Raw genomic sequence first — 24,989 nt, forward strand, 5'->3', positions numbered from 1 at the left:
CAATGAAGACGGGAGGAGGGAAGCCTACCCGTTACGAAATTAACGCCCTACACGCACTTTACTGGTAGGCAGAACGGTGTTTGCCTTCGAGGGAGAACAGGAGTGGGCAGGAACCGCCACAAGGCTTGGAATAGACATAGGCAGGGCAGTTAGGAAAGCTCTGAAAGAAAGTTTGAAGAAGTGGGAAAAAACTAAGGACTCTTTGTGAGTTTTTCGTAGAGCTCTTCTACTTTCCTCTCGATATCTATCTCAGTGAATCCCCTCTTTAGTGCTAGCCATGCAGCTCCCCCGGCTCCAACCCCTTCTTTCACGTAGCCCTTTTCGTAGTCTCTAAGCCCCTTGAATCTGCTCTTTGAAAAGTCCAAGTTTGCATATTGGTACTCTATCTCTAGTTCCTTTGCTGTTTCCCTAAAAGTTGAGCTTTTATCTTTTATTACCCACTTTGTTGTTACAATCGTGAACCTTTCGAGTTCTCCCCCCATAGCTCTTAACAATGCTGCAACAGCCAGCATTTGTGTTCCACCAGCAAGTATTACTCTTCCTTTGAATCCTCGGGCAATCCCTACAACCGTGGCCATCATCGGGTCGCCAAACTCTTCCAAGGCTGTTAATGGTTTGTCCTTAAGCTCTCCCTCTTTTATACCCGCCCTTTTGAACCCCTCTGCTATTACTTTCTCTTTTAAGGGTTGAGGATTGTCGGGAGAAGCCGAGGAAGTTTTTGCATCGTATCCAAGAGCCCACAAAACCGCTTGAGCTGTTGTTGTTCCTCCCGGTGTTGATTCTCCAATAACTACTTCTCCCAGATTTAGCTTGTTTAGTTCTTCCCCAAAAAGGGCTGCTCTGTCTATTATTTCCCTAGTTTCTGGTAAAGCTTTCTCTTTTCTAAAATCTCTTCCCACATAGCTGCTTATGTGCACATGGGGGACGAGAGGGGCTAAATAAGTACCTCCCCTTACAACAATAATCGGAAAGTTTGCAAGTTCTTTTGCGGCTTTCGTGATTATAGCAGGGGTTGGATGTCCCTCAGGAGTTACGGGTATTGCATCTATTATTTTCGGCCTTTCGTAAAAAAGGTATTCCGCATCTGCCGGTGGAGTTAGTTTTGTTAGCTCCGGTGTTGCTCCTGCCATGCTTATTCCTGGTATTAGAGACACCTCGGTGTTTCCCAATACAACAAGCATCATAGATATCACCTTGGACAAATTATCCAATAGGTTTATATACCTTCCCCTTTTATTATTGCTGGACAAATTATCCAGGTGAGGTACATGAGAAAGGTAGCCATTGTGCTGGTACTGCTTATGTTTGGAGTTGTTATAGCAGGTTGCATCGGGCAAACTCAAACCACCCCTACCACAACAGAAACTACTGAAGAAAAAGTGACATCCACGACAACCACAACAAATACAGTAAGCGAAACCCAAACTCCTGCTCCTAAATATCCATTAACTATAGTTGATTTTGCCGGAAGGGAAGTCACCATAGAGAAAGAGCCTCAAAAAATAGTATCTTTAGCTCCTAGTATCACGGAAACCCTTTACTTTATAGGTGCTCTTGACAAAGTTGTTGGAGTGACAAAATTCGACAACTACCCGGAGAATGTTCAGGAAGGAAGAACCGTTGTCGGGGGATTTTCTGATCCCAATATAGAGGTGATAGCATCTTTGAATCCAGACCTTATAGTTGGTACGTCAATGCATCTCAAATACTTAGAACAACTTGAAAAGATAGCCCCAGTTATAATCATTGACCCAAAGAGTATAGAGGAGATTTACAAAGCAGTTGAACTTTTAGGAAAAGTTACGAATAAAGAGGAAAAAGCCAAAGAAGTTGTAACTGAAACGAAGGACAAAATTGAGGAAATAGAGAGCAAGGTTCAAGACGCACAGAGGGTAAAGGTCTTTTATATAGTCTGGAGCGATCCTCTGATGACCGCTGGTAACGGTACTTTCATCAACGATCTCATAACATTGGCAGGGGGAGAAAACATCTTTGGAGATACTCAGGGCTGGCCGCAAGTAAGTGTTGAAGAAGTCTTGGCAAGAAATCCGGAAGTAATAATCCTTCCTCCACATGCGGGAATGAATGCAGAGGATCTCTGCAATACTCAGCTTGTGAACACTGATGCCGTAAAAACTGGGAGAGTTTACACTCTAAGCAGTGATGACATTGTCTCAAGGCCAACTCCAAGGATAGTCGAGGGATTGGAGGAAATCGCAAAGTTCTTACATCCAGATGTGTTTAACTTCACATATCAGCCTCTCGTATGTGAAGCTACGGCAGGCTGATTCTTTTTTTCTCTTTTTGGTGATGATTATGGGTAGAGCTTTGATGATTCAAGGTACTTCTTCAGGAGCCGGAAAATCTTTATTGGCCCTTGCACTGTGCAGGAGTCTTACAAATCTCGGCTATGATGTGGTTCCATTTAAAAGCCAGAACATGAGCCTTAACTCTGCCCCAACTGTGGAGGGTGGAGAAATAAGCAGGGCCCAATATTTACAGGCGTTGGCATGCAACAAAAAGCCCTCGGTAAAGTTCAACCCTATTCTTCTAAAACCTGAGGGGAACATGAGAAGTCAAGTAGTTTTTATGGGAAAGCCCATCGGAAGTGTCTCAGCCAGAGAATACATGCTTTCCACCAAGGAGGAGCTCTTTAAAAGAGCCATGAGGGTTCTAGATGAGCTTATGCATAGTCATGATGTTGTAGTAATTGAGGGAGCGGGTTCCCCTGTGGAGATAAACTTGAAGGATTATGATATTGCAAATATGCGGGTTGCAAGGCATGCAAATGCCAAAGTTATTCTCGTGGCTGACATAGATAGGGGAGGTAGTTTTGCTTCAATAGTAGGCACGATGGAGCTTTTAAGCGAGGAGGAAAGGGAGCTAGTTATGGGATTTGTTTTTAACAAGTTTAGGGGCGATAAATCTCTCCTTGAACCCGGCTTTGGATATTTGGAGCAGAGATATAGGAAGAGGGTCTTGGGAGTTATCCCCTATGTGGATCACAAACTGCCAGAGGAAGATTCCTTAGCAGAGTTTCCTAAAGTTAAAGGTGACCTGCACATACAGATCATCAAGCTTCCACATATAAGCAACTTCACCGATTTCGAGCCCCTTCAGTGGGCCAACGGTGTTGATTATGTAACAAAAGCCGACGAGATTGAAGGAGATTTAATAATTATTCCAGGGAGCAAAAACACGGTGGAAGATTTGCTCTGGATGAGGGAGAATGGGATTGAAGATGCCATAATTCAGGCCCACCGCGAGGGTTCATTCGTTGTGGGAATCTGCGGCGGCTTTCAGATGCTTGGGAAGGAGATAATAGACAATGTCGAGTCAAAGAGAGGCAAGGTTAGGGGCATCGGTCTTCTGCCAGCTAAAACGATCTTCACGATGGAAAAGAGAACCAACCACCTGAAATCGAAAATACTGTGGGAGCAAGCCAAGGAAATGGAAGTTGAGGGCTACGAGATAAGGATGGGACGTTCCACAAGTGAGAGGCCGTTCTCAATAATAAAGGAGATAAACGGTGCCAAAGCCTTCGAGCCCGAGGGAGCTATAGGTGAGAGAAGCTTTGGAACGTATCTCCACGGAATCTTTCACAACTTCGCATTCACAGAGCGGCTTTTAAACATGCTTCGCTTGGAGAAGGGTCTTGAGTCCTTAAGCCTCAAGGAGTGGAGTCTAGAGGAGGAAATTGAAAGATTTTCCAGAGTTGTGGAAGAAAACTTAGACCTCAATTACATCCTAAGTGAACTTGGAGTGTAGGAGCTTGGCAATTCTGTTTGCAAGTTCAAGCTCTCTTGGTGTGTTCACGTTTATTGCCAAAAGAGGGTTTCTTAGCTTAACGAATTCTTCTCCCTCATAGGAAACTCCATTAATTCCTACAATTGCGTATCCTCTGTAAGTTGCAACTCCAAGGTCTTTTGGGACTATGTTTAAAGGTAAAACTCCAGTGATGCTGGTTTTTTTCTTTTCAAGCTCGCTTCTTATGAGGGCAATATCACACGCCTTTACGAAAGGCAGATCGGCTGAGACGCTTACAAATGGCCCAAACTCCTTCAAGAGCCACTGAACGTCTTCAACATATCCTCTTCCTGGCGTGTTGACGAAGGGAATCCTCTCCCGGAGGCATAGTTCCCTGGTTTTTGGTGTGTTCTTCGAGAGAGCAACAAGGGTTTCATCTATCTTTGAGCTCTCATTGTAAACCCAGAGGAGCATTTCTTTATCTGCTATTTTCAATACTGGTTTTTCTTTTCCCATTCTGGTAGATTTTCCACCCGCTAAGATGATTATCATAGACACCACCAGACAAAAGCCATAAGTAAAAGTGTTCCGGCTCTTGTTATCTCTGCTATTGCTCCAATGCAGTCCCCATTTAAACCTCCGAAATTGTCTATACTAACCTTCATGACGTATGCACTAACCAAAAGTCCAACAACTGAAAAAATGGCCTTTGGGTTATAAAATCCTATAGGGAAGATGAGGATCGAGTATAACAAGGTGCCAACAGCCAATTGCCTTTTGTTCATCTTTTCCATAAAATACCATCCTAATCCTGATCCAAGTGGTTTTTTGGTGGCTAAAGCAAGGAGCATTGCATACTTTGAGTTCAGCTCAGCTAGAAATATTGCATAAAATGGGAGATAGTTTAGAGAGTATATCTGAACAAAAAGTACCATTACAACAGCAAAAATTCCAGCTATACCCGTGTTCAGATCTTTCATGGCTTCAATTTTCCTTTCTCTGTCTCCTTTAACCATAATTCCATCGGCCCAATCGGCTAGCCCGTCCAAGTGGAGTAGGCCTATTGTGGAGTAAAGCGAGAGAATTGCTAAGATGTTTTTCATAGGAAGGTCAAGGTATAAAATCAAAGTGGGCAGAGAGGAGGTAAGGGTAGCAAGCAGAGGAAAGGCCCATATTTCATTCCTAGCTTTTTCGAAGTCTCCCCTTATTGGGACTCTTGTCATAAACGGGATGATGTTTCTCATGCAACCACCTGGCTAATTAATCCAATTGCAAGAAAGCTTAAAAAGTCTGCCCCATGTACGAATACTGCCAGGATAAGCAGTAGGGGCGATTTAAATCACTAATACTACTTGAGAAAATCAGAAAAAGTTGAGGGGAATATAAAGGCTGAAATCATTGTTTACTAGGTGGGTTCAGTCTTAATCTTTTTTCATCTTTTTTATGGAATCTTAACTTAAGATAGTCTAACTCTAACGTCCTACTGATTATCCTGGACAATATTGAAGTATCAAAAGTAAAATTTATAATTTTTGTGTTTAAATATACTACTGGTGATTTGCGTGGCGGACGCCAAGCAAGAAGCGGAAATTTTGGAACTTGTTAAAAACATAGTCGAGACCAAGCCAGAATTCAACTACTCCCAAATCCCCCCATTGTGTGCAGGCAGACAGTGCAACTCAAGGGCATGGTCAATAAGTGGTTTTTGATCCCCTATTGTATTTTTAATTTTTGTGTATGAGTCAAAGGAGGGAGTAAAATGAACACTGAAGATTTGTATTTGAAGCTTCAGAGGCTTGTTGACTCAGGAGTTTTCTACTGGAGAAAAGAGGAAGGACGGGGATTAGTACTTCACAAGATTAGTAGCAAAAAGGATACAAAAGGTTTTGAAGTTTACACAGACCTTGGAACTATTGCACTACTTGAACTTGCTAAGTCACATGTACCTTATGAAAAAATTGTTTCAATGATGCAAAATGCTTTTGGAATGACTCGAGAAAATGCCGAGGCTATGCTCTACGAACGCCTAAGCAAATTGCTGGGATTTACTACAGAATTCCTTTCTCCATATCCCCAAGCACACCCATACTCATACTCTGCTCCTCATCTAGCAGCAGTAGAGATTACATCCTACTGTAATTTGGCTTGCAAATACTGTTATGCTAATTCTGGACCTCACACAAATCTGTACATGAGTTTTGATGAAGTTTTGCATGTGTTTGACGAACTTGAAACTCTTAGAATCCCAATTTTATGGGTTACTGGAGGAGAACCCCTTCTTCATCCAGAGATTGACAAAATACTAAAAGATGCTCAAGATCGTGGATTTTATGTGATAGTTGCCACTAATGGAACTCCATTGTATAAGAATCAAAAATTGTTGTCCATTGTTAAGGAGTATGTTGATGAAATCCAGATAGCATTGGATGGAGCAACACGAGACACTCACGAATTTTATCGGGGGTATGGGACTTATGATAAAGTAATTTGGGCTATCAAAAACCTTGCCAGAGATAAGAACCATCATAGAACAATGATCGTTGTTGGCACTACCATAGGTAAAAGAAACTTGCATGAATTGCCCGATATTATTAAACTCGTTGATTCATTAGGAGCGGATAGCTGGGTTTATGGAGCATTAATCCCTATTGGTAGAGGAAAATTCATAAAATCCGAAGGGCTCTCCCTTAACGAACTAGTAGAGGCATACCACTTGATACTTCAAGGATCAAAACAAGCAAAAAATGTAACTGTGTTGAAGTCTTTAGCGGGTGTGACACCCCTTAATCCGCCCCCTACAAAACCAACTGCCAGATGCGGCGCAGTTAATTTTCAAATACAAATACATACAAATGGGGATGTATATCCTTGCGTCTTTCTTAGGGATCAAAAGTTTAAATTAGGCAATATTTTTCAAAACTCTTTAAAAGACATATTGGCATCTCCCCTTGCAGAATACTTCAGGATCGGCATTGATGATCCTGAAAAGGATAAATTCAACTTGGTTGCTCCTGAATGCAGACAATGCGTTCTTTATAAGAAAGGATATTGCAACACGTTTTGCAAGGCCATACCCCGAGAACTGTATTGCACAAAAGATATTCCAGGCTCCCCATTAAACCAATTGTACACCTCCAAGTTGGAGGGGGAAGAATGGAAGCAATAGCAGTTGAAGATCTCACCAAGAGCTATGGAGAAATCAAAGCCCTCGATTCCTTAACTTTTTCAGTGCAGGAAGGGGGCATTCTCGGGATTATTGGGCCGAACGGTGCGGGAAAAACAACCTTAGTGAGAATTCTCAGTTTACTGCTTAAACCGGACAAGGGCAGAATACTCCTGTACGGTCATGAGGTTAATTCCCGCAAAAGCGAAATTAAAAACCTCTTTGCGCTCCTGCCTCAAGAGGCAAAGTCCCATTTTTACACCCTCACGCCTTTCGAGTACATTTACCACTACCTCAGGATGCGTGGATTTTCAAGGAAAGATGCCAAGATTCGGGCTGGAAAGGCTGTGGAGGAGTTTGGCATTGACTATGCCGATAAGATAATGTCAACGCTTTCGGGTGGCATGGTGAGGAAAACTCTGCTCGCCATGATTTTGTCGGCTGATGCTAAAATCTACTATCTGGATGAGCCTACTGTGGGGCTCGACGTTGAAAATCGCCTGAAGTTGTGGGAAATATTGAGAGAAAAAAGCAAGAACTCCACCGTAGTAATAACAAGCCACTATTTGAACGAAATTTCCAGCGTATGCGACAACGTGCTTCTCCTTAAAAAAGGAAGGGTGGTTGCTTTTGGTAAACCCGAGAAAATTGCACGGCAGTATCTATCACAGTTCCATTCGAAGATAGTTGTTTTTGGGGAGTTTACCAAGGAGGACTATACAACAAGGAGGGCAGGGAAGAACACTTTCGTCTATACCAAGTCAAAATCAGAGGAAAGAGAGGTGATTGAGGAGCTAAAAGATACTGGAATCCCTTTTAAAAGAGAGGAACTGACCATAGAAGATATATTCCTTGTGGGGGATTTGAGATGAACCTCTGGGCAATAATTGAGTATTATGGGAACGCATTAATGAAGAGCAAAAGCTCAATCTTAAGTTTTGCCATACAACCACTTTCGTTTATTTTTATCGTCTATGTGATTAGTGAGGGCAGATTTCTTTCATCTGCCATTGCAGGAGCCATCATCAGCTTCATCATTGGGGTTGGGATGGCAGATCTTCCAATAGAGCTGGTGGGGATGAAAGTTCGTTCAAAATTTTACGATATAATGATGTCTTTACCTGGGAATTCAGCAGAGAAGATGCTCGGAATATCGATAGGCATGAGTTTGCCGGCTACGCCTTACTTGGCGATACTCATCCTCACTCTCCTCGCAAAGTTTGGGCTTTCTCACATAAGATATGTAGCCTTCGGTGTGGTTTCTCTGTGGATATGGAGCACGACCATTGGAATGTACATCGGTGTCAAAATGAGGGAACCCCTTACGGTTATGAGGCTGTCAACGGTTTTAACAACCATACTAACGGTTTTTCTTCCGGTTTATTACCCCATAACTCTCGCACCCGAGAAACTACGCTATGTTCTCCTCCTGATACCCACCGTCAGTGCTTCCCACCTGATAGCATATGAGCATCCGCAATATGGGGGTTTGTCTATGGCATCATTAGTGTTCTGGCTAGTTTTGTGCTTGGTATTGATTCTTACCATCGAGTTCAGGGAAGATTAGATTGTTATTCCTCCCCCTTCGTTGGGAGTCCCGGATGAAGTGAGCTCGAAGAGCTTTGTCATGCATCCGGCAATGAATCCTCCTATGGCATCATCTAGGAAAGGAGGGAGCTCCTTTAAAATCCCGGGCTTTTTTGTGTCGTAGTAAAAGAAGTTGAACAGAGCCATCTTGCCCCCAATATACTCAGCTATGTTAATCCCGATGAGCTCATCGGCAACTAGGTTTATCGGATCACCTTCAACTTTGAAGTCCTCTTCCAAGAGCAGAGCAGCTGTCAAAAGTGCTTGGATATTTATATCGTTTAGATAGTGGAGCATGATTTCCTTGAGTTTTTCTTTGACCTTTTCTCTCTCTTCTCCGATGTAGAGCTCCAGGGCAGTATCGAGCATTTTTTCAAGGGTTATTCCCTTGGAATTAAGCTTTTCAATCATCCCTCATCACCTTAAACCTTAACCACCAATACTTTTCGCTTTTCTCAATGGAAAGCTTTTCAAGCTTAAAACGCTCCCTAAAGAGTGGGCCGGAGAGTGTTACCGTGTGGAACTCTCCCCTTTCACCGAGCGGATCTACGGCGGGGTTCTTGTCTAAGAATACATCTAAATCTTCCAGGGAGGAAAACTTATATCCTAACCAGTCTTTTCCAAGTTTTTCCTTATTTACTGCAATTATTGCATATTCAAAGCCAGTATTAAGAATCTCTTCGGCTAGCTCAAGCGTATTTCGTCCCCACAGGGGTTCTAAGCTTCTAACACCGGCTTTTTCAGCAAGCCACTCCACCCACTTTAGGTGTTCTTCTAGGAATATGTCCGTTCTGCCTACCCGTAAAGTGTGTGTAAAGTGTTAATTTCATAACGGGTAGGCTTCCAGCCTCCCGTCTTCATTGGCTGGCTTTCGGGGGGAACGGAGACTCCCCACATCTTCAAGGCTCTCGACAGTCCCCATTCGGGCTTGACAAACCCCACATTCTGGGAACTGCTTCACCACAAGGAAGTATAATTAGAGACTATTTAAAAATTACGGAAAACAAAAGAATTCAAAAGTTCCATTTATCACTACCTATGAAACAGCCCTGCTATGAGATAATCAACTTCAAGGGATGCTATGAATCTGGCTAAAGAATCTCCTCCTTCTGCCATGTCAAAGGTAAGGAGAGTTTTCCCCATGGCATTTGCAATGATCTTAAGGGCATCAAAATTTTCCCAGTGGGGAGATAGTCCAATTGAAGTCTTGAGGGCAAGTAAATAGGGAACTTTGATACCTCTCTTTTCGGCAAGATAGAGGGCGTATAATCCATCCTTTCCACCTGAGAAAAAAGTTACACCCCTCAAAGCCTTCCCTCCAGCTTTGCCTCTTCGTATTCCTCTTTGACTTTTTGAAGCTCTGCCTCCTCCACGTAAGGAATTATCGCACCACAGTTAAGGCATAGCCATGGATAAGCTCTTATAGCTCCGCTAATTGCTCCTTTAAATCCCCTTTTCCATGGAGCCTTCCAGAAGTATAGTGCATAACCCTCCTGTGGGCTTTTTCCTTTTACCATCGTTCCCCCACAAAAAGGACACGTCTTTGTCTCCATAATACCACCAAAATTATAAACTCGCTGGATGTTTTATTATTTATGTTGCTGAGATTTGAGAGCCTTAAAAGGATTGGCGAGGTTTATATAAATCCAAAAAACTTCAAAACCATGCCGCTATTCTTGAAGACGTGGAGGGATTTACTTTCTCTGGATGAAAAAACCTATGGGATTTATGCTAAAACCATTTACAATCCGAGGAAAGATTTTTAGTTAAAACCAGAGAAGATGAAAAAACTGCAGGTGAGCTCGTCCGTCTCTACTCAACTTTTATCGAAAATCCTCTGAGATTCTGTCATGAGGAATACTACAAATACCAGATGAAAATAAAAGCCTTTGAAGGCTTGCCCTTTGCAAACGGATGGGTTGGTTCTAAAGTTGCTCTAGTTGGAGAGGCCCCGGGAAGGAAAGGATGTGGCTTGACGGGAATATGCTTCTACAGAGATGCCTCGGGAATGCTTCTTAGGAAGACCCTCTTTTCTCTCGGCATAAACCCGGATTTTGTGTACATCACCAATGTTGTTAAGTGCAATCCTCCGGAAAACAAGCTGAAAGGATTTGGGGAAAAGGAGCTAGGGCTTTTGGGGAGGGAGCTCGATATCCTCAAGCCTAAAGCCATTTTTGCCGTTGGCAGAACCGCTCAGAAAGCCCTGAAAAAGCTTGGTCTTGATGCAATTTATCTTAAACACCCCGCTTGGTACGTTAGGAGAGGAATAAAAGAACCAAATGAGGATATTCTTGAAGAGTATGAAGAGATAAGAAAGGCATTTGTCTCAATTCATGGTGGAGTATTTTGAAACGTGGCAAAATATTGCCATCAAAGTTTTTGATAATTCTAGTTCTCCCTAAATTGAGCTCCGGAAAGAGTTAAAAGGATAAAATATCCAACACTGTTGATGCCGAAATGAAGCCGATAATCTTTCTCCTTGCTTTGGTGTGGGACTTGATGATAGGAGAACCACCTGCCTTAATTCACCCTGTAGTGTGGTTTGGCAAGCTCATTGAATTTTTTGATAAACATTACAGAAGGAGAAGTCCAGCTCTAGACCTTGTTATAGGGTCTTTAGGGGCGATGGCTGTGATTGGCTTTGCCTTTTTCCTTTCAAAACTTCCTTACTTTTTGCCTAGATGGCTTAGCATTGCCTTGGGTGCTTACCTTTTAAAGACCTCCTTTGCTATAAAAAGCCTTGCCTGGCATGTAAAGAACACCATAAGAGAAGACATCGAAGAACAGCGAAAGTACGTTGGTTTGATTGTGAGCAGAGATGTGAAAAGCCTAGATAGGTATCATCTTAACTCAGCAGCAATCGAGAGCCTCGCCGAGAACATCGTGGATAGTGTGGTTGCTCCAATTTTCTATTTTCTCCTCTTTGGGTTAAGCGGGGCATTGGTGTATAGAGCCATAAACACTCTCGATGCCATGATTGGATATAGGAATGAGAGATACGAGTTTTTTGGAAAGTTTGCAGCTAGAATGGACGACCTTGTAAACTTTATTCCTGCACGTTTTACCGTTCTTTTGTTTCTTCCTTTCGGCCCTAGAAAGGTGTTGTCTCATTATAAAAAGGCCAAATTCAAAATAAATGGGGATAAACCGATTGCGGCAATGAGCGCCGTTTTAGGAGTCTGGCTTGAGAAATACGGGGCATACCATTTTGATGGCAAAGCACCAGAACTTGAGGATATAAAACGAGCTCTTAGAATCTACTGGATTGTTGTGGGTGAATGGATACTTATATCTGCTTTGGCTATGTGGAGGTGGTAGAATGCTTAAGCCTGTTAAATTTAAAACTCAGCATGGAGGCGCTAGAAGGGAGGGATTGTTGGACTTTTCAGCCTCATTGAACCCCTATCTTCCAGAATGGATAGATGAGATGGTTGAGCGTGCTAAAACCCTAAGCAATCGCTACCTCTACTGGGAAGGGCTTGAAGAAGAACTTTCGAGCATTGTGGGGGAACCATTAACGGTCACGGCTGGAATAACCGAAGCTTTATACCTAGTTGGCATCCTCGCAATGAAAGGAAAAAGAAAAGTGATCATTCCAGAGCACACCTACGGAGAATACGAGAGAATTGCAAAAATTTTTGGGGCTGAGATCATAAAGACTCCAAATGATCCAAGAACAATGGCTGAGAAAGTTGATAAAGGTAGTATTATCTTCTTCTGCAATCCCAACAACCCTGATGGGAAATTCTATGGGGTGAAAGATCTTAAGCCCTTAATCCAAGCAGTGGAGGATGAAAATTCACTTCTCGTTCTAGATGAGGCTTTTATAGATTTCGTGAAAGATGCAGAAAGTCCCGAAAGTGAAAACATAGTAAAGCTGAGAACATTTACAAAGAGCTATGGCTTGCCAGGAATTAGAGTTGGCTATGTTGTTGGGTTTGAGGAGGCCTTCAAAAGTGTAAGGATGCCTTGGAGCATTGGGTCCCTTGGCTATGCGTTTTTAGAGTTTGTCATAGCGGATGAATTTGAACACTTAAAACGAACAATGCCACTAATCTGGGAAGAAAAAGAGCGAGTAGAACGTGAATTGAACGTAAAAAGCGATGCAAACTTCTTTATCAAATACGTTGGAGATGCAAAAACCACGGTTGAGAAGCTTGTGGAGAAGAGGATACTCGTTAGAGACTGCTCAAGTTTTGGATTGCCTGGCCACATAAGATTCAGCATTCGGAAAAAAGAGGAAAATGACAAACTAATAGAGGCTTTAAAGCACCTCGACAAGTGAAGGAAGTCCAATGTTAGCTGATTTTATACTCTTTTTCCAAAACGTTTAAAAATCAAGGAGAATACCAACACGGAGTGAAAGGAATGGAGAGGAAACGCCTCTATAGGTTGTTGCTTCCAGTTGTTATAATTTTGGCTATCCTCTACACGTTGGGCATTATGGGTGTTCTGCCTTTTGCTATCAGCTACTATATCACGATTTTTATGATATTTCTGTTTATTTTCCTTCGCTGGGAAGCAAGGATGAGGAGAAATTAAGAAATAACCTCTTAAAGACTACTAGAAACTATGGAATACAATACAAGTCAAAGCTGCTAAATGAAGATATTGACGCCAAGAGAAGGGCTTTCAAAAATCAAGGAAGAGTAAAAAGAAGCTAAGCTCCAAACTTTTCAGTTCTCCCCATTAAGTCCATCATCATTGGCACTATGTATTTTCCTCTGACCCTTCCTATTCCTCCGCGCATGCACTCCCTTTCGCCAAAGCTCTCCGCGTAATCTGCCCTAACTCCTCCACCGGCGATTAGGAGAGGCACGGGGTCGCCACTGTGGTTTTTAACTTCGCAAGGTGTTGAGTGATCGCCAGTGATTGCTATTACGGTATTCTCAAGGTCGATATTCTCAATTATGTACCCTATCATTTCATCGGCTTTTTCTATCATTTCAACCTTTTTCGTGGGGTTGTTGTCGTGACCTGCTGCATCGGTTGGCTTGAAGTGGAGGAACACAAAGTCGTAGTCATTCAGGAGCTCAACGACTTTCTTTGCCTTGGCCATCGGGTCGGTGTTGTACTCACCGGTAGCTCCCTCTGGAGTATAGACGTCAAAGCCTATAGCCCTCGCAACGCCTTTAACTAGGGCAGTCGCAACAACGGCAGCAGCTTTAACCTTCCACTCCTCGGTGAACTTCATCGGGATGTTTGGATATGTTCCAGCCCCTCTGATGAGGAGGTAGTTTGCGACTGGTTTTCCTTCTTTTCTGCGCTTCTCGTTTATAGGGTGCTTCTCAAGAACCCCATGGGCTTTCTGCACGAATTCTTCTAAAATTTCTGCAACTTTTTTGCTCTCCTCATCGGCATACTCAAACCTGTGCGGTGGCTTTCCAGCTTCGTGTGGGTCGTTTTCTCCAACCTTATATCCCTTGGCCATGCCTTTGAGCACGAGAACTGCTCTGTGGCCTGTTGCTCCGACAAATACGAACTCCACTGGTATCTTAACGTTCTCCTGAATGGCTCTCGCAAGCTCGTGGGCCTCTTCCGTACTTATCCTTCCAGCTCTCCTGTCAGTTATTATTCCGTTCTCGATTGTGGCAAAGTTAACCCTAAATGCCAGGTCGTCTTCATCCAAGTCCAGTCCTACGCCAAGAGCTTCAAAGAAGCCCCTTCCTCTGTAGGTTTGATAGGGGTCGTAGCCAAAGATGGCAAGATGTGCGGTATCACTTCCTGCGGGCTTGCCCGGGGCTATTGGGTCTTGCTGGCCCAGAATCCCCATTTTTGCGAGCTTATCCATGTTTGGGGTGTTTGCATACTCAAGTGGCGTTTTTCCACCGAGTTCCTTTACCGGTCTATCTCCGAGCCCATCGAGAATAATAAGAATCCCTTTTCTTTTCATACAATACCACCTGAAGTGAATATCCAAGGAGAATTAAAAAGTTTATGAGAAACTTTTTTAATCCCAGTGTTTTCCCCCAATTGAGGTGAGAGCATGAAGATACTCTGGGCACCGTGGCGCATCGAGTACATCCGTTCCCCAAAACACAACGGCTGCATATTTTGTGATTTCCCAAAAGAAAACCGCGATGAAGAGAGGCTAATCCTGTACAGGGGCGAGCATGCCTTCGTTATCATGAACAACTATCCCTATAATCCCGGCCACGTTATGATAGCCCCTTACAGACACGTTGGAAAATGGGAAGACCTCACCGATGAGGAGCTTCTGGATATTATGAAGCTTTCCCAACTTATGATAAAGGTTTTGAAGAAAGCTATGAATCCAGACGGGTTTAATATGGGAGTAAATCTTGGAAGAGTGGCGGGAGCTGGCATAGACGACCACGTTCACCTCCACATCGTGCCGAGGTGGAACGGCGATACTAACTTTATGCCTGTAATAGCAGACACGAAAGTCATTCCAGAGTCCCTCGAAGAAGCATATAGGGAGTTGAAAAAGACTCTGGAGGAGGTTTTAAAAGAGTGACTTTTCTCTAAAGCTTTAACTTTTTAAAATGGAAAAATAGAAAAGGGCTCATTCCTCTCCGAGAACAGCTCCTCTCGGAGTTGCCCCACCAGTTCTTTCGATATTTTCCTCCACAACATATATCGGCACTTTGCCGTGTGGGATTCCAACTTTTGCCCCATACCACTCGCTTAGGACGTGATGGGCCACTATCAGGAGGGGCACTGCTATTATCAAAAGTATCCATCCATTAGTCAGGCCAGTGGCAAACAGCACGAGCATTAAAGCACCGACGGCCGCCGCTGTGAGCGCGTATGGAATCTGGGTGCTCACGTGGTCTATGTGGTCACAGCCAGAGAACATTGAGCTCATGATCGTGGTGTCGCTTATCGGCGAGCAGTGGTCACCGAAAACACCTCCGGCAAAGACAGAGGCGATGCTCGCATAGACCACAGGACCAAAGCTTCCACTCAACTCATAGGCCAGCGGGACGGCAATCGGCATCATTATGGCAAAGGTTCCCCAGGATGTTCCTGTTGTGAATGAGATGAACGCTGCCACCAGGAAGACCACCAGTGGAACCAATCCCGGAGAAAGGACTTTTGATGCAACGCTTACTACATAGTCTGCTGTTCCAACGGCATCGCACGCGCTCTTAATGCTCCATGCTAAAATAAGTATCATCATTGCAAAGTGCATCTGCTTCATACCCGCAACTACAGTCTCCTCGACTTCCTTAAGGCTCATTATTTTCATTCCAATCACGAGTGCCATCGCCACGACGACCATTCCAAAGGAACCCCAAACAAGTGCCCATGTTGAGTCTGCGTTAGACAGAACTGCCTGGAAGCCTCCTTCGGCATAGGTGGCACTTCCCCCACCGGTAACCCATAAACCGATGAATGTCAATGCTACCAGTGTTAGCACCGGAAGTATGAATGTCCACACGCTTTCCTTGCCTTCAATGGGCATTCCCACGTCAATTTCAGTAGTCATCATTGGCTGTGCCCCATCACGAAGGACTTTACCCTCTTTTCTTGCCCTGTATTCTGCTTTGAGCATCGGACCGTAGTGCCTGTGGGTAATTGCTACCAGATAAACAAGAATTATAGCTAAGATTGGGTAAAACCTGTAGGGCCAGCTTGCAAACCAAGCAGAGTACGCACTTATGCTTTCTCCGACACTTGCGATTGCATCCTTTAGAAGTCCGAGCTCATAGCCTATCCATGTAGAAACAACAGCCAAAACCGCCACTGGTGCAGCCGTGGAATCATCAGCATAGGCTAAGAACTCTCTTGAGACTCTCGCCCTATCTGTTATCGGCCTCATTGTATTTCCAACGATGATGGTGTTGGTATAGTCGTCAAAGAAGATTATGGTTCCGAAAATTGCGGCCATTAATGAAGCAGCTCTGCTGGTTCTAATCTTCCTTGTAACGGCTTTCGCGATGGCGTTCATTCCGCCGGATTTGTAGATTAGTGCAACACCCGCACCGATCAACGCATCAAAGAGCAGTATTCTCGTGTTCCATAGGTCGGTCACTATCTGGCCGTTCTCTTCCCATGCGGAGGCTATGTTGAACACTATCCACTTCAATGTCTGCGTCGTTGCTCCTACTGGGTCTCCGCCTGCAACTAACAGTCCTCCAACCCAGACTCCAAAGAACAAAGCAAAGAGCACTCTTTTCGTCAATATTGCTAGTCCAATGGCCACAAGAGGCGGCAAGAGAGACAATATACCAAAATCACCCATATTTCAAACCTCCGGTATTATATTCTGGGTGTGTCGTAGGGGGTACATCATTCATTAAAACTACATTGATCCTATATAAAAGCCTTTTTAGAACTTTTTTGGACTTTTTGGCAATTTAGCGTACCAATATTGTCAAAAAAATAACTAAAAAGACCTTAAATTAACATTAGTGAAATTTCCTGGCTTGTATTATACAAATATTTTTCTAAGTTTTGCACCCTGGTTCTAAAATTTACAAATAGAGGTTCAGCTTCCCATTTACATTTTTCTACTTATTATGCTTTTCCACTTTTCTTTTGTCATCTTCAGGCATCCAGGAGGCATTAGCTCCCTTTCCGGACAGTAACCTAAGGAAATACACCTCGGCCCAAGCTTTGCCCATTTTATTATTGGCCTCAGGTCATCCCTTTTAGCTATTTCTTCGAGCATTTTCCACGCAACCTCTCTTATTTCCCACTGTGCTCTTTCACACGCTCTAAGACCCAGAAAATGCTTGAGCTCTCTAAGGTTCATAGTGACTACGATTTTAGTTCTCACTGCCTGAGGCAGAATGAAGCGTGCATCTTCCTGATGTATACCCCTGGCGTAAGTCTCCTCGTAAAGTTCTATCGCTTCTCGCATAAGCTTTTTCCATTTTTCATACAGCTCTGGATTTTCTTTAACTCCCTCCGGGATAACAAACGTCTCTTCAACATCCTCAGGGTTAAGCTTGATATAGCGTTGGCTCTGCTGTGTGTAGCTGGCTATCCTGTGGCGGATTAGCTGATGCGAGGCAACTCTGCTTATCCCTTCAATCGCAAAGGTAAAAACAGCATGCTCCAAAATCGACTCATGCCCGTAGCCCAGAACTCTCGGCAAATGATTCTCCACGTCTGTCCTCGTTACTCTTTCAAAAGCTTCACTTTCCCACTCTTCCCAGTAGCTTATCAACGCAGCCCAGGTTACTGTTTCTAAGGGTTTTGGGGTATAGTTCACTAGCTTGACTTTCAAACCGTCCATCACACACACCCGGAATAGAAAGGGGACTCTCCTTATTAGCCTTGTTGAAAACTTTAGCAAAGCATACCCCTGTTTGAGTTTACGTTTATCCACTAGTTTTCAGAAATTTTTTGAAAATTTTCGCCGCCGGATATTTTTTAACGACGAAATAGTTATTAACGGAAATGCCAACTTTAGACGGTGATGCACATGGTAGTGAGCTTAGCCGGAAGGGATATCCTCTGCCTTCAAGACTTTACAAGAGAAGAAATTGAGACAATTCTCAAAACAGCTGAAATGATGAAAATCTGGAACAAGATTGGAAAGCCACATCGCGTTCTTGAGGGTAAAACCCTCGCTATGATCTTCCAGAAGCCTTCCACAAGAACAAGAATAAGCTTTGAGGTTGGAATCTACCAACTTGGTGGATATGGGTTATATCTAAATGCCCAAGATTTGCAGTTGAGAAGGGGAGAAACGATAGCAGACACCGCGAGAGTTCTAAGCAGATATGTGGACGGAATAATGGCGAGAGTTTTTGACCACCAGGACGTTGTTGACCTTGCAAAATACGCTAGTGTTCCAGTCATAAACGGTCTCAGCGACTTTGCACACCCATGCCAGGCTTTGGCTGACTACATGACCATAAAAGAAAAGAAGGGAAGAATTGAAGGTCTCAAAGTTGTCTACGTTGGCGATGGAAACAACGTCGCTCACTCCCTAATGATAGCCGGAACCAAGCTTGGGGCTAATGTGGTGGTTGCCACCCCAGAGGGCTACGAGCCAGATCCAAAAGTTATCAAATGGGCTGAGGAAAATGCCGCCGAAAGCGGTGGAAGCTTTGAGCTCCTCCACGACCCGATTAAAGCTGTTAAAGGTGCCGATGTAATCTACACCGATGTCTGGGCCTCAATGGGACAGGAAGCAGAGGCGGAGCAAAGGAGAAAGATATTCATGCCATTCCAAGTTAACAAAGAGCTCGTAAAGCACGCAAAGAAGGACTACATCTTCATGCACTGCCTCCCGGCACACAGGGGAGAGGAAGTTACCGACGACGTCATAGACTCACCAAACAGCGTGGTCTGGGATCAAGCAGAGAACAGGTTACATGCTCAAAAGGCAGCCATGGCTCTTATAATGGGCGGCATAAAGGTTTGAAATTTCTATTCTTTTTCTCTTTGTGCTTTTTAGTTTAAATTGCTGAAAAATACCGGGGAATTGACAACAATATTAAAAGATCAAAGTTGAGAGAGCACTTTCAGCAAATCCTTCGTTTCTCTAACTACAAAGCCCCTCTCGTGAATCCTCTCGACTTTTTCTGCTTCTGGATTTATCCAGCATGCATACATTCCAGCCTTTAATGCTCCTTCGAAATCCTCTGCTTTGGTGTCGCCAATGTGTATTGCCTCGCTTGGAGAGACGTTGAAATATTTCAATGGGGCTAAGAAGGCTTCTTTCATGGGCTTGTAGGCGTTAATCTCGTCGGAGTAGAACTGCTTGGTTATATAATTGGCTAATCCAAACTTCTCTAAAATGAGCCTCGTATATGCTGAGGGCCAGAACATTACGTTGCCCGTTGTTGTTATAATGTACTTTCCGTGGAGCTCTTTAAGGGTCTCTTTAATGCCCGGGAGCACTATGCTTTCATCAACGGTTAGAGTTGCTTTTGCCGCAGCCCTCTTCACTATTTCAACGTCGACTCCGAGGACCTTTGCAAGGAGCTCCTGACTTTCTTCAAGGGCTTTTTCCGGGTTGCCGCTTTGGGACTTTCTAATCTTTTTTATTTCCTCCCTTGTTTTGAGGATATTTTCCATAATCTCCTTCTCAGAAACTCCCAGAAGCTCTGATAGGGCTTTTACAAGGTTTTCAATCATAACGTTTATGTCGAGAAGGGTGTTCCAGACGTCAAAAGAGATCAGCCTTATCATCGCTACCACCCCTAAGGTGTTGGAGAAAGGGATTAATAAATTTGCTATGGGATAAAAGGTAAGCAATGGAGTGGTGAGCACAATTAAGGCAAAGAGATAAAGAGAGAAGAATTAACTAAAACTTGCGAAGCCTATCTCGTAGAGCTGGCGGAGCATGCGGAAGACTTTTTTGGCAGTGTGTTTGAATCGGAAGTTTTTGTTATAGCTTTCCCAGTTTCTAAGAATTTCAACAATTGCGAAACTGTTTAATTTTTCCAGTTGAGAAGGCAACTTTATTGTTTTCTCTGTATTGTTTTCCTTGAATTTAATTTCAAATTCATTGCTAGACCCAATGCATTCTCGTAGAACTTCTTTCAACGGCTTTTCAAGCTTCTTTCTGTTGCCATGGAACTTGGGAAGAACCTTCATGAGCAACGCCAGATCAAATATTTCGTCCTCACTTTCAAACTTTACTATCCCATTATCTTCGCTCTCCTTTGCATTTTTGAAGAACAATGCAATCTCATCAATTACTCTATAGCCAAAGTGCAAGTCGTAGGGTTCAAGGGCTCTGTTGAGGTCTTGGAGAATTTGCCAGTAATCTTTTGCCTTAAGCTCTTCAACAGCCTTGTTTATCTCTCCCTTCGAGTGGGCTAGGAACTTTCCGTTGGAGCCTCTAAGATCATTCAGCAATGTCTCTCTCAGGCTTTCAAAGTCCTCCGAGAGGTTTCCATTAGCGGGCGGATAGTTCTCAAGGTCAACGTCGTGGAATTCCACCACGAAGGCTCTGTCGAGGACTTTCGGGCTGAAGGTATAAGTTGTTTCATCCATGTTAACGGTGCCGATTATGTAGAGATTCGGCGGGAGTTTAAGCTCCTTTGGAATCCCCTGCTTCTCTGCAATGTCATAAATATCGTGAAGCTTTATGCTCTCCCTTGTGAAGCCATTCTTATCTCTTCCACTCTCAAGGACGCTGAGGAAGTCTGCGAAGTAGTACTCAACGTGGGCAAGATTCATCTCGTCGAGGAGGATAAAATAAGGCTTCGCATTAGCACCGTTTCTCTGGTAGTCATTCAGAGCCCTTAGGAGGAAATCGAGGAGCTCGGTTCTTTGGTACTCTCCGGTTAGCGAGTTATAATACCCCAAGAGTGCCTTGGAATCGCGCCAGTCCGGGCGGACGGAGAGAAAGAGGAAGTTTTTGCTCATTGGATCCCTAAATTTCACATTTTTGAAGGGGGCCACCTTCTTGAATCCCACTCTCAGGAACACTTCCGAGGCATCAATAGGTTCTTTTAGTAGGATTATCTCAGCCACTTTGAAAACCACGGCACTTCCATATTTTGATTGGTGATCCTTAGTAGCACTCTCAAATGTTTCGTTGTATTTCCCAAGATTCCACTCGAATCCCCGGGAGAGCTCACGCGCCTCTCTGAGGGCTTCTTCGGCCGAGTATTTCTCTGTTACCAATGCTGCAGCTTTGAGCTTATTTTGGTGCCCTATCCAAAAGACAAACGGCGGCTCAACGTTGCGGACTTCTCCCTCAGGCCCCCATACTAATGTCGCGAATCCATTCTCCTTTATGGCTCTCTGAATTTCTCTGAGGGCATTTTCAAACTCATCATCCGTCTCTTCCCACTTGGAGAAAACGTTGGGTAACTCACTAGCCCATATTGAACTCGTTAATTCGGCTAACTCCTGAGCTATCTTCGTTTTACCGGTCCCCGTTAAGCCAGAGAGGATTACAAAACCCTTTGTCTTTAGGGCAGTATAGAACTGAGAGACAAGATGAGGATTGTAGTAGTAACCCTGGAACATTAGGTACTTAACAAGTTCCTCCATATTATCACCTTCATTGTAATTAGAAGGGAAATAACTCTTCAAGACCCACTCGATTTTTTCAACAATCTTCTCAGCCTCTTCTTTTTTGTCATCAGGAACATTAGGGTCTTCTAATATCTGCTTGTGTCTTTTCTTTGCTTTTATAAGGAGATCGCGTATTTTGGTGGGTTTAATTTTTTCATTCTCTCCTATGTACATTACATTGTTTTGACCAAACTTCGATATCCCGAAGTCGGAAGCAGTAACTGGAACATAACAATCTTCCATAAAAACTGTACTGTAAGCCTTTTTTGCCCGGAACTTACTTTTAATTTCTTCAGGTGCTTCAAACACTGCCTTTTGTAAATACTCAGCAAATTTTGGACTTATTTTGCCTTCAGCTATTGCTTTCTTCAGTTTCTCTTTGGCATGTTCTGGAATTATCTCTGCAAGAGTTTTACCCGTGCTAAATCCGTTCTTTGAATATTCACCCTCTCCATAAAAGCCAACAAAATAAAATTTATTGTCGTTTATGTTCTTAGAGATAAAAACTATCAGGCCTTGGTCGAAATGGGTGAACTCTCCTTTCTGCTCTACATGGCCAAAATAATAGTCATTAGAGAATCTTTCATAAAAGTTCCACCATTCGTGGGCGATGCCTGTTTCATTGACGTATTTATATCCATATTTTTCTTTTTTGTTAAATCCTTCTTCGTCAAAACCTTTCCATCTATTGTGGGCCCAAGCGATCTTTGCAACTATCCCAATAGCATCAATCATGTTTATTCACCTCCGGGATAAAACTTAGATACCCAACTCCACTAAGCTTCTGCTGTTTATCATTATTTTTTCCCATTTCCTTTATCAGTTCCCTTATTAACCTACTAAGACTGAATTTTTCTTTCTTGCAACCCTTTAAGTCACCAAGGCATTCTTTGTCTGTCTTAAAAAATACGTTTTTACTTCCAGGATACAGCACCACAGCAAACTTAGCTCCCAAAGCGTCTCTGTAAGTATGCATCTTATAAATGTCCTCCAGCTTCGCCCAAGTCTTGTAGCTCCCGGTTTTTTCAGCAATCTCACTTTCTTCATCGAATTCCTTTCTTCTATTTTCATCCACCACGTCGAGTTTGAACTTTGCGTCAAAGACCCCAACGAGCTCCGTATCTCTGTTGCCAGGATTTCCCGTGAAGAGTGAGAAGTCTGGCCTCAGCGTCACGGAATAGCTCCATTTCTTAGGGGCGAGTCGCTTGTTATAGTACAAACGCCAGCCGTTGTCAAACTCAGCGTAAACGTCTCCGCTTTCAGAGAGCTCCCCCGCTGGCGTTACGTGAATTTTAAGCCTCTTATTCTCAAGTATATCCCCAAGCTCTTCAACCAGCTTAAAAAAGCACCAGTACTCGTAGAGCTTAGCGATGTCTTTGTTGGCTATTGCTCTCTTCATTTCACCGAAAAAGGGCGAGTAAGCTTTAAACTCCCACCAGAGCTGAAGTAAATCCCTGTACCCCTCACGTTTAAGGAGCACCTGAGATGTGGATGGGAAGATTACCATTTCACTAACGTCATCAAAGATGTCACTTACAGCGTAGTATTCCAGATCGCCAAGAACTATTTTCAGCTTGGAGGTTGCTTCTTGTTTTTGATCCTTTGTTAAGTATGAAGATGTCATAATGGCATTGAGAGTTTTCTCGCCCCATGCTATCAGCTCGTTGAGGAAGTGCTTAACAAACCTGTTTTCATGGGTATCAAAGCTTTCGTACTTAATTTCTTGAGCGACTTTGGTAGGGACATAACCGCTTAGGGATTCTGCAACTGCAAAAGATAGTCCTTTTGCCTTTGTTAGGTATTCAGGATGAGTAATGACTGAAATGACAGTATCTTCATTGACTTCACTTACTTCCCAGAAGTTTAGCCACTCTTGTTTCTCAACGAGCTTTCTGTGAGGGCATTTTATGATGTCCTCGTAAGCTGAGATTATTCTCTCCCTGTTGTTTACGAGAAAGTGATACACAAAGAGCTCACTTATAGGTTCTTCAGATTCCTCAATTCCAAAGCCTGTGGGAGCGGTAATCGAGAATGGGAGCAAAATTGATTTTTCGCTTATGTATTTGACGAGCGCATTGTAGAGTTTTTCATGCTTTTGTACAAGCTTTTCTGCATTCTCAAGGCTAACGTTGTAAATTTTCCCCACTTTCTCTGAAAGCACTTCAAAATCCTTAAACCGTAGAGAAACTTCCTTCCCATTTTCTAAAATTTCGATATTGGTCTTTCCGATGTAGTTTTTGAACTGAAAAGTCGCTATGTAGGTATTTTCGTTGATTTCCTCAGCCTTAGTCGTTTCCTTTTCATTCCCAATCCTTATGCTGAATTCTCGCTTCCCAATAACCCTATATTCCTGCCACTCAAAAAGGTATACTGTATCGTTTACTACACCTATTTTGCCTTTTAGTCGATATTTTCTATCTTCATCAAGTGGTAACTCTAAAAGGACATTTTTTGCTTCACTATTTTCCATCCTACGTATTCCCCCAACAAGTTACCCTCATTTAAAAATAGCACAAATTTCAACTTATCTTTTTCGGTTTTCGAGGACTTTTCACTACTAATCAGCATTGATAGTATTTCGGAGAGATTCAACTCTTCCTATTGAAATTGAGAAAACACAGAAAGTATTTGCAAGTGAAAAGTTCATTCATAGGAAAACTTCGTGTGATAATTGTTTTAAAAAAAAGGTTTGGTCTGGAGCCCATGGTATGGTAGCCCCGCGGGGATTCGAACCCCGGTCGCGGGATCCAAAGTCCCGCATGCTTGGCCGCTACACCACGGGGCTGTACCCAATCACTACTTTATGGTCTCATTTATAAATTTTACTGCAAAAGAAAAGCTAAAAGATAATCTCTTCCTCTCCAATACCCAATGAGAACTTTGATATGACATTCTCAAACTCGCTTTCGGCCGTATATAGGAATCCGCAGGTGTGGCATTTTAGATAGTTGTCCTCCACACTCAGCTCAGAAAAGCAAATTGGACAGCGGTACTCATTTCTCTCGAGCTCTTCGAATATCTCATCTCTCATAACCAGTATCTTTAAGTCGTTTTCCCAGTCCTCGTGCACCATCCCCCAATAGGGGGTTGATACCGGGTAGTAGTCCTCAAGGATCAAGGGGTTAATGCCCAGACTTCGTATTCCAGGCGGAAGCTTTTGTGCGGGCTCGATTGAAACAACGAACTGGTCGTAGAACTCTATGTACTGGGCCCTTACGCTCACACCAGAGGAAAGCCTCTTTTTGAGGGGATACACCTGAAGAAACAGCAGGTCGTTTGAGGGTTCAAAAAATGCAGAAATTCCTATATCTTTTCTCTTAAAGAAATAGGAATATTCATCATCACCAATGTCTTCACCCACGAGAGAAAAGCCAAGCTTTTTCAAAGCCCTGTCAACAAAAGAAGGCTTCGGAAGGGCCTTACGAATAACCAGATGCTCCCCTATCCATCCGGCTAATGCCATCGAATAACCCACATAAAACTGCCGCTGGATTCTAAGGTAAGCCACACTAGGCACTAATTTCATCTTTCTCAA

General features: G+C 43.3%; 27 protein-coding genes, 1 tRNA gene and 1 pseudogene. 14 read left to right on the plus strand and 15 right to left on the minus strand.

The annotated features are described in order from the left end of the window. Nucleotides 1-67 precede the first annotated feature (67 nt). Nucleotides 68-208: pseudogene (locus tag GBV73_RS01225) on the plus strand (adenosylcobinamide amidohydrolase); the annotation flags it as partial. Here the strand turns inward: GBV73_RS01225 and cobT are convergent. Next, nucleotides 192-1,184 carry a nicotinate mononucleotide-dependent phosphoribosyltransferase CobT gene (cobT, locus tag GBV73_RS01230; RefSeq protein WP_152878795.1) on the minus strand — a complete coding sequence of 331 codons (993 nt, stop codon included), beginning with the start codon at nucleotides 1,182-1,184 and terminating at the stop codon, nucleotides 192-194. The pseudogene GBV73_RS01225 and the gene cobT overlap by 17 nt on opposite strands. Before the next feature lie 84 nt (nucleotides 1,185-1,268). Between cobT and GBV73_RS01235 the strand changes: the two genes are divergently transcribed. Together GBV73_RS01235 and GBV73_RS01240 are read left to right on the plus strand one after the other, a co-directional pair. After that, nucleotides 1,269-2,288, plus strand: a complete 1,020-nt coding sequence (locus tag GBV73_RS01235) for an ABC transporter substrate-binding protein (protein WP_152878796.1) — start codon at nucleotides 1,269-1,271, stop codon at nucleotides 2,286-2,288. Nucleotides 2,289-2,316: 28 nt separating this feature from the next. After that, nucleotides 2,317-3,768: a cobyric acid synthase gene (locus GBV73_RS01240; protein ID WP_152878815.1), complete on the plus strand. Its 1,452-nt coding sequence runs from the start codon at nucleotides 2,317-2,319 to the stop codon at nucleotides 3,766-3,768. Here the strand turns inward: GBV73_RS01240 and GBV73_RS01245 are convergent. Continuing rightward, entirely contained in the window at nucleotides 3,748-4,299 is a 552-nt protein-coding gene (locus GBV73_RS01245; RefSeq protein WP_042702061.1) for an NTP transferase domain-containing protein, read from the minus strand. The two genes, GBV73_RS01240 and GBV73_RS01245, sit on opposite strands and share 21 nt — an antisense overlap. Further along, nucleotides 4,296-4,991, minus strand: a complete 696-nt coding sequence (gene cobS, locus GBV73_RS01250) for an adenosylcobinamide-GDP ribazoletransferase (protein ID WP_042702063.1) — start codon at nucleotides 4,989-4,991, stop codon at nucleotides 4,296-4,298. The genes GBV73_RS01245 and cobS overlap by 4 nt, the downstream gene beginning before the upstream one ends. A 309-nt stretch (nucleotides 4,992-5,300) precedes the next feature. Between cobS and GBV73_RS11090 the strand changes: the two genes are divergently transcribed. From GBV73_RS11090 to GBV73_RS01265, 4 genes are read left to right on the plus strand one after another with little or no spacing between them, the layout of a single operon-like run. Further along, a complete protein-coding gene (locus GBV73_RS11090) occupies nucleotides 5,301-5,456 on the plus strand; it encodes a hypothetical protein (protein WP_158508491.1) in 156 nt (51 codons plus the stop codon). Nucleotides 5,457-5,506: 50 nt separating this feature from the next. Further along, nucleotides 5,507-6,913 carry a radical SAM/SPASM domain-containing protein gene (locus GBV73_RS01255; protein ID WP_042702064.1) on the plus strand — a complete coding sequence of 469 codons (1,407 nt, stop codon included), beginning with the start codon at nucleotides 5,507-5,509 and terminating at the stop codon, nucleotides 6,911-6,913. Further along, a complete protein-coding gene (locus tag GBV73_RS01260; protein WP_042702066.1) occupies nucleotides 6,901-7,782 on the plus strand; it encodes an ABC transporter ATP-binding protein in 882 nt (293 codons plus the stop codon). The genes GBV73_RS01255 and GBV73_RS01260 overlap by 13 nt, the downstream gene beginning before the upstream one ends. Further along, nucleotides 7,779-8,477 carry a hypothetical protein gene (locus GBV73_RS01265; RefSeq protein WP_042702069.1) on the plus strand — a complete coding sequence of 233 codons (699 nt, stop codon included), beginning with the start codon at nucleotides 7,779-7,781 and terminating at the stop codon, nucleotides 8,475-8,477. The genes GBV73_RS01260 and GBV73_RS01265 overlap by 4 nt, the downstream gene beginning before the upstream one ends. Here the strand turns inward: GBV73_RS01265 and cobZ are convergent. From cobZ to GBV73_RS01285, 4 genes are all read right to left on the minus strand, one after another. Beyond that, nucleotides 8,474-8,908 (minus strand): alpha-ribazole phosphatase CobZ, encoded by a 435-nt coding sequence (cobZ, locus tag GBV73_RS01270; protein ID WP_042702071.1) that lies wholly within the window; start codon nucleotides 8,906-8,908, stop codon nucleotides 8,474-8,476. The two genes, GBV73_RS01265 and cobZ, sit on opposite strands and share 4 nt — an antisense overlap. Beyond that, on the minus strand, nucleotides 8,901-9,281 hold the full coding sequence (locus tag GBV73_RS01275; protein WP_371716964.1) for a hypothetical protein: 381 nt from the start codon (nucleotides 9,279-9,281) through the stop codon (nucleotides 8,901-8,903). Before GBV73_RS01275 ends, cobZ begins: the two co-directional genes overlap by 8 nt. A gap of 248 nt (nucleotides 9,282-9,529) precedes the next feature. Beyond that, a complete protein-coding gene (locus GBV73_RS01280) occupies nucleotides 9,530-9,805 on the minus strand; it encodes a hypothetical protein (protein ID WP_371716961.1) in 276 nt (91 codons plus the stop codon). Continuing rightward, complete coding sequence (locus tag GBV73_RS01285; protein WP_253910273.1) at nucleotides 9,802-10,014, minus strand: hypothetical protein; 213 nt, start codon at nucleotides 10,012-10,014, stop codon at nucleotides 9,802-9,804. The genes GBV73_RS01280 and GBV73_RS01285 overlap by 4 nt, the downstream gene beginning before the upstream one ends. Nucleotides 10,015-10,092: 78 nt before the next feature. Here GBV73_RS01285 and GBV73_RS11510 point away from each other — a divergent pair, with 78 nt between their 5' ends. The 5 genes from GBV73_RS11510 (at nucleotide 10,093) to GBV73_RS01305 (ending at nucleotide 13,039) form a co-directional block, all read left to right on the plus strand. Then, complete coding sequence (locus GBV73_RS11510) at nucleotides 10,093-10,263, plus strand: hypothetical protein (RefSeq protein ID WP_371716962.1); 171 nt, start codon at nucleotides 10,093-10,095, stop codon at nucleotides 10,261-10,263. A gap of 107 nt (nucleotides 10,264-10,370) precedes the next feature. Then, nucleotides 10,371-10,847, plus strand: coding sequence for a uracil-DNA glycosylase family protein (locus tag GBV73_RS11515; protein ID WP_371716963.1), 477 nt, complete (start codon nucleotides 10,371-10,373; stop codon nucleotides 10,845-10,847). A gap of 107 nt (nucleotides 10,848-10,954) precedes the next feature. Next, nucleotides 10,955-11,815 (plus strand): adenosylcobinamide-phosphate synthase CbiB, encoded by an 861-nt coding sequence (cbiB, locus tag GBV73_RS01295; protein WP_152878798.1) that lies wholly within the window; start codon nucleotides 10,955-10,957, stop codon nucleotides 11,813-11,815. Between the two features lies 1 nt (nucleotide 11,816). Next, nucleotides 11,817-12,782 (plus strand): aminotransferase class I/II-fold pyridoxal phosphate-dependent enzyme, encoded by a 966-nt coding sequence (locus GBV73_RS01300; RefSeq protein WP_152878799.1) that lies wholly within the window; start codon nucleotides 11,817-11,819, stop codon nucleotides 12,780-12,782. Nucleotides 12,783-12,856: 74 nt separating this feature from the next. Then, on the plus strand, nucleotides 12,857-13,039 hold the full coding sequence (locus tag GBV73_RS01305; RefSeq protein WP_152878800.1) for a hypothetical protein: 183 nt from the start codon (nucleotides 12,857-12,859) through the stop codon (nucleotides 13,037-13,039). Nucleotides 13,040-13,157: 118 nt separating this feature from the next. On the opposite strand, the gene GBV73_RS01310 is transcribed toward GBV73_RS01305, so the two are convergent. After that, nucleotides 13,158-14,390 (minus strand): 2,3-bisphosphoglycerate-independent phosphoglycerate mutase, encoded by a 1,233-nt coding sequence (locus GBV73_RS01310; RefSeq protein WP_152878801.1) that lies wholly within the window; start codon nucleotides 14,388-14,390, stop codon nucleotides 13,158-13,160. A 93-nt stretch (nucleotides 14,391-14,483) separates the two neighbouring features. Here GBV73_RS01310 and GBV73_RS01315 point away from each other — a divergent pair, with 93 nt between their 5' ends. Next, nucleotides 14,484-14,975, plus strand: coding sequence for an HIT domain-containing protein (locus GBV73_RS01315; protein ID WP_152878802.1), 492 nt, complete (start codon nucleotides 14,484-14,486; stop codon nucleotides 14,973-14,975). Between the two features lie 48 nt (nucleotides 14,976-15,023). Here the strand turns inward: GBV73_RS01315 and GBV73_RS01320 are convergent, their stop codons facing one another. Next, nucleotides 15,024-16,706 carry a Na+/H+ antiporter NhaC family protein gene (locus GBV73_RS01320; RefSeq protein WP_152878803.1) on the minus strand — a complete coding sequence of 561 codons (1,683 nt, stop codon included), beginning with the start codon at nucleotides 16,704-16,706 and terminating at the stop codon, nucleotides 15,024-15,026. A gap of 258 nt (nucleotides 16,707-16,964) precedes the next feature. After that, nucleotides 16,965-17,705, minus strand: coding sequence for an FAD-dependent thymidylate synthase (gene thyX, locus GBV73_RS01325; protein ID WP_152878804.1), 741 nt, complete (start codon nucleotides 17,703-17,705; stop codon nucleotides 16,965-16,967). A 189-nt stretch (nucleotides 17,706-17,894) separates the two neighbouring features. On the opposite strand from thyX, the gene argF reads away from it, so the two are divergent. Next, nucleotides 17,895-18,842: an ornithine carbamoyltransferase gene (gene argF / locus GBV73_RS01330; protein ID WP_152878816.1), complete on the plus strand. Its 948-nt coding sequence runs from the start codon at nucleotides 17,895-17,897 to the stop codon at nucleotides 18,840-18,842. Nucleotides 18,843-18,922: 80 nt separating this feature from the next. Here argF and GBV73_RS01335 read toward each other — a convergent pair whose 3' ends face one another. The 5 genes from GBV73_RS01335 to GBV73_RS01355 all read right to left on the minus strand — a co-directional run bounded on the left by GBV73_RS01335 (nucleotide 18,923) and on the right by GBV73_RS01355 (nucleotide 24,980). Further along, nucleotides 18,923-19,609, minus strand: a complete 687-nt coding sequence (locus GBV73_RS01335) for an HAD family hydrolase (RefSeq protein WP_371716965.1) — start codon at nucleotides 19,607-19,609, stop codon at nucleotides 18,923-18,925. Nucleotides 19,610-19,723: 114 nt separating this feature from the next. Further along, on the minus strand, nucleotides 19,724-22,189 hold the full coding sequence (locus GBV73_RS11260) for an McrB family protein (protein ID WP_052315958.1): 2,466 nt from the start codon (nucleotides 22,187-22,189) through the stop codon (nucleotides 19,724-19,726). Next, nucleotides 22,182-23,924: a DUF2357 domain-containing protein gene (locus GBV73_RS01345; RefSeq protein WP_152878806.1), complete on the minus strand. Its 1,743-nt coding sequence runs from the start codon at nucleotides 23,922-23,924 to the stop codon at nucleotides 22,182-22,184. Before GBV73_RS01345 ends, GBV73_RS11260 begins: the two co-directional genes overlap by 8 nt. A 239-nt stretch (nucleotides 23,925-24,163) precedes the next feature. Continuing rightward, nucleotides 24,164-24,239 (minus strand) — tRNA-Gln (locus tag GBV73_RS01350). A 54-nt stretch (nucleotides 24,240-24,293) separates the two neighbouring features. Beyond that, nucleotides 24,294-24,980: a hypothetical protein gene (locus GBV73_RS01355; protein ID WP_152878817.1), complete on the minus strand. Its 687-nt coding sequence runs from the start codon at nucleotides 24,978-24,980 to the stop codon at nucleotides 24,294-24,296. Nucleotides 24,981-24,989: the final 9 nt, after the last annotated feature.

The organism is Thermococcus sp. 101 C5, from assembly GCF_009372125.1.
GTDB lineage: Archaea > Methanobacteriota_B > Thermococci > Thermococcales > Thermococcaceae > Thermococcus_A > Thermococcus_A bergensis.